Below are 4822 nucleotides of genomic sequence, written 5' to 3'. Positions count from 1 at the left end.
TTTTATCCACTCACGCAAACACATCTATGAAAATTAAAATTTTTAAGACTGATGCTTTTATAGAAATTTTAACTATAATAAAAAAAAGACAAGGAATTCCTCCCTGTCTCATCTTTTTCGATAATAATGTTTAATAATATGTTTAGATTAAATACCGGTGGTCGGGGTCGAGATGGGTCTTAAAGTATTGATGTTATAAGGTTTTGTTGAATTGATGTGTAAAATTTGTGTAAAATGATTTCGATGTGTAAATATACCACAGATGAATCGCTTTTCACCTGCTTTTTTAAATTCCATCAATCCAGTTTTATCTACATATTGCTGCTGTCCAACTTACTTAAATAAGATAACTGTAAAAACAGTTGTATTTTTTCCAAAACTTCTAAAGGGATTAACACCTCAGATTTTTATCTATACAATTTCAATATTAGCAAAAAAGACCGAAGGCCAGATGAATTTAATCAGAAGTTCTTCGGTTTAGGAATGCTTTTTTAATTAAGAGTCAATATTTAATATTGTTACATAGTAGTGGATAAGATATAAAGAAAAGAATTAATAACCCTATACTATATTTTCCCTGGTTACAGCAACGTCTTCTATGTTCAACCCCATTTTTCTTAATAAATCTTTATCATATTTAATAAAGTCTCCTAATTGGTCATTATAATACGGATACTCTATAGTTTTAGATTTCAGTGTAAAACTTCTATAGTTTTTTCTTACCCTAATATTCCCTAACTCAATTTGTGGAGGAGTCCTTAAAATGTTTATTAACTTCTCAGATGATATTTCACCTTCAAAGTCTTCATGGTACGGTTTCAAAAAGGTTTTTCCAATTGAAAAACCAGGAGGTGTTCTATCTAAGAAACAATTAAATATTGAAGAGTCTACAACAAAACAACCGTCAAAAACCATAGGTTCTCCTAACATCGCAGTAGTTACAATGATCTTATAAATATTGTTAGGGCTCCAATCACTTGGTAAACCTAATTCCTTTTTTACTAAATGTAGATTACTTTCGTAAAAACTAACAATCCTATCCAGTTGTTCTGTAGCACTTCTTTCCTTATCTTGTTCTTTTACTTTCTCCGATTCACCATTTATTTTCAATAAAAAATTGTAGTACTCTCTGATATCAAGCGGTTGACCAAAAGCCTTTAACTCAACCAAAAATAAATCATTATTAAGAGTAAAGCCTGCATCACATTCATACGTTTCACCATCTTGAATGTACTTTAACCTCTTTGCTAATATTCCTTGTTTGTTTAATTTTCTTAAAATGTCCTCTTCTAAACCAGTACCCTTAAATGAAATATCTACGTTTTTCTTCGTAAATAACGAAATTAAAGACATAGATGGATCAATATGTGAAGCAACAGAAGGAATAACTATTAATTTATCGTCATGAACAACAAAAGGACAATCCAAAAGATCCTTTGAATCATTAGTAAATTCAAAAGTTTTGATGATGCCAAAGGCACTGGCGGCTGATATCCCTCTGGATACGAATATGTCTATCCATTCTTTTGGTGATTTCACAATAGTCCAATCCTCTAAATTTAATGGTTTAACTTTATTCAACTCTACTCTTTCTTTTATATACTTTTTTGCTTCTGTTTGTATTATTATATAGGCTCGAATCCATTCTGAGAGAGAAATACCTAAACACTTAATTTCTAAATTATGTGTATGTAAAAACTCTCCTATTGCAATTGAGAAATACGCTTCATCTTCACAAAGGTACTGATTGGGTGGCAACTCCTTGGCTTTAGGGTCAATTTTATCAATCAGTTCACGCTTATGAGATAAATTGAAGTCAGCAAACCATTTATTTTTCTGGCTTTTAAACCTAATCTTTGAGATCTCTTGTGCTTTTAATAAATTATCATTACCGAATTCTATAAAACATTTTTGTTCATCGGAAATAAAATCTGCCCCAATGAATCGCCATTTTTGTTCAAGGTTTAATAGCGTTGACCAAATATCGAATAGTTCAATATGTTCTCTCGCAATTCTAACATGATCCATACGCATTGTATCAAGCTTACCCAAATTACCTTTTGTTCCTCCCAAAAACTTTAATACACTCCCTGATGACTCTGCTATACTATCAGCAATACCTAAAATACGATTAATGTCTTTCTCCGCTTTTACGACTTTTTGTTTATTTTCATCAAATAACGAAAATACATAAGGATAAACTTGCTTTATCATGAATAATGAGCGGCCAGCAATGTATTCATTGAGCGATCCTAACATAATCTCTAAAGAGAGTATAAAAGAAATAACTCGCCTCTTCTCTGGAATTTGGTTCAACCCTCTTGATGATCTAAGGTCAAAGAAGTCTTTAATTATTGAGTTGATTGTTTGAATTGTTACCACGAATTCTTCAATTTGTTTAATATCTTCTGTATAATGTGTTTTTAATGTAGAAATCACTTTTTTAAAAAGTTTGGTTTGCCTTCCAGTATACACATCTAAACAAATCCCTGAGACCCTTACCATTTCCAAAGAATCTTCTATAGGGTGACAATGCATAAAGTCTATCAAAAAGGTAACAAACGAATTAGTATCTCGATTTAAATTTTCAAGTTCATAATGGTTCCATAATTTCAATTACATCACACCTTTAACTACCCATTTTTTAGTTATTTAGGATTCTCATAACAAAAATTACTTATTCTACTATTATGTAATCTATTCCTTAAGCTTGTTAGAAGTACAACATAAACTCTATGTATCTATAAGGGTACCAAAATCTACCTTAATTATCATATAAATAATTAATCAAACCACCACAATAGTAGAATATATTCATTTTCACATATTGTTTACAATTCATTATACGAGACTCAGTCTGTTTCAAACCGAAGAATTACCTATCTCAGGAAGATACTCCATGAGAGAACTGTTTAATTTTTCAAAAACAAAGAGCTGATCCACTCAGGAAAAGCTCCTTACTCACTGGTAATACATTATATTTTACTTCATTAGTATGTAGTGAACAATACTCCACATGTGTGGAGTTGATAGTGCATACAGGTTAATCAAATTTTTATGGAGTAGCACTTGCCTGGATACTCATAAGGAACACGATTTTGAGTTGAATGGAGTTACCGTTCACGGAATTCCACGCCAAACTTCGTGTTCCTTTTGTCCTTTATTGATAAGCTTAAAGCCTTCTGGAAGTTAGGTATGAAATCATTTCGAAAGAATGATAACAAACTTGTTATCAAAAGAGAAAAAATCACCCTGAGCTGTAATGGGCTAAGTGGGTGATTTTTCTCTAATAACATATACCTTATAAGTTGCCTACCGCTCTTCAAAGGGACAACTATATTGAACATAGGCGTTACCAGCACCTATATCTAAAAAAATATTTTATAAAAATTAGTACAGTAATTCAAGGTTATTAAAACTTGTAAACACCTTCTATTGATCCACCTGGCTAGTTGGGAGAATTCTTAGCCCCTAGTAGCGCCTGCATCTTTGTTGTTTTTTGTATAGAATTTTGCTTTATTAAAAGTTTTACTTAAATAATTGATATAGTGCTCTTATAGCTTTAATAATATCAAGAAGTTCCTCTGCTAATTCCAATTCCAAAGTTTCTAAAATGTTACTTCATTTAGACTAGGCCTAGTTTTTAGATTTTTGTGAAATACATATAAAGCAAAGGTCCCTTCCAATTTCTATGCAACAGCACAACAAATTCCTTCATCAATAATTATTAAGAGGAAGTGAATTTTTTCTTATAAACCTCTCATTTTCTTCAGGTGCAACGACCCATTTTCCTAAAAAGCTTTCTGTATAAACATCATCACTATCATATTGGATCAGTTCAATCCCATTTTTTTCAGTTCACTTTCACCAATGGTAATAATGTAACTCATAAAATTTTCTCTCCTTTTGAAAAGACCTTTATTATTAATAGTTCATATTTTTTGAAGCTCCGATTTGTAGAGATAGAGCAGATTTTTGTTCAAATAAATGGTAATATTTATATAGGAATTTATACAAAGAATAAATTTAATGTTAATTAATGTAAAGGGGTGGATGTTATGAGTATTACAATGTATCGGAACAAGGTTCAAGGTTTAGAAAAAGATATTGCTAGTATTGAAAAAGATATAGGCAAAGAACAAGAAAAGCTGGCAAAAGCGTTAAAAGCTATACAACGTACAAAAAGTACCTCTACCCTTAATTCTAAACAACGAGAAGTGATAAATGTCCAAAAAAAGATAGGTGTTCTTAAAGGTAAAAAAGCAGATAAAATAAAAGCATTAAATCAAGCGTTAGATCAATTACGACGCTCAGAGGATAGAGAAACAAAAAAGAATAAAACTGCTGAATTAAGACACACAAAAGCTATTACCGATGAGTTAAAAAAACAGCAAAGAATAAGTCAAGAAATATCAGCCCACCCTATTTCAATTAATTTCGAAGCACTTCCAGAAAAAATAAACGTTCTATTCTTAGCTTCCAATCCTAATGATCAGAGTTCATTACGATTAGACCAGGAAATTCGTTTGATTCAAGAAAAAATTCGGGCTTCTGAATATCGTGATTCAATCAATTTACAATCTCGATGGGCAGTACGTTCCAACGATATACTTCAAGCTATAAATGAAGTACAACCCCATATAATTCATTTTAGTGGCCATGGTTCCCAAGACCATGACATTGTACTAGAAACAACTGAAGGAACTACAAGTCTTCTATCCAAAGAGGCGATTACTCTATTAATAAAGACAATGTCTGATTCCATTAAACTTGTTATTTTTAATAACTGTTTTTCTAGTGGACAAGCAGAAGCTGTAACAGA

The 4822-nt window shown here is 31.3% G+C and carries 2 protein-coding genes; one reads left to right on the top strand and one right to left on the bottom strand.

Annotated features, from left to right (window positions below; translation table 11 throughout):
- Nucleotides 1-561: 561 nt before the first annotated feature.
- Nucleotides 562-2616 (bottom strand): hypothetical protein, encoded by a 2055-nt coding sequence (locus ACERJO_RS20770; RefSeq protein ID WP_373648753.1) that lies wholly within the window; start codon nucleotides 2614-2616, stop codon nucleotides 562-564.
- 1442 nt (nucleotides 2617-4058) lie between these two features.
- Here ACERJO_RS20770 and ACERJO_RS20765 point away from each other — a divergent pair.
- Nucleotides 4059-4822: hypothetical protein (locus tag ACERJO_RS20765; RefSeq protein WP_373648752.1), on the top strand; the 764-nt coding region annotated here is incomplete at its 3' end.

Source organism: Halalkalibacter sp. AB-rgal2, assembly GCF_041821005.1.
Classification (GTDB): Bacteria; Bacillota; Bacilli; order Bacillales; family Bacillaceae_D; genus Halalkalibacter.
Note: the sequence above shows the minus strand (reverse complement) of the source record. Positions and strands in the feature narration are given on the sequence as shown.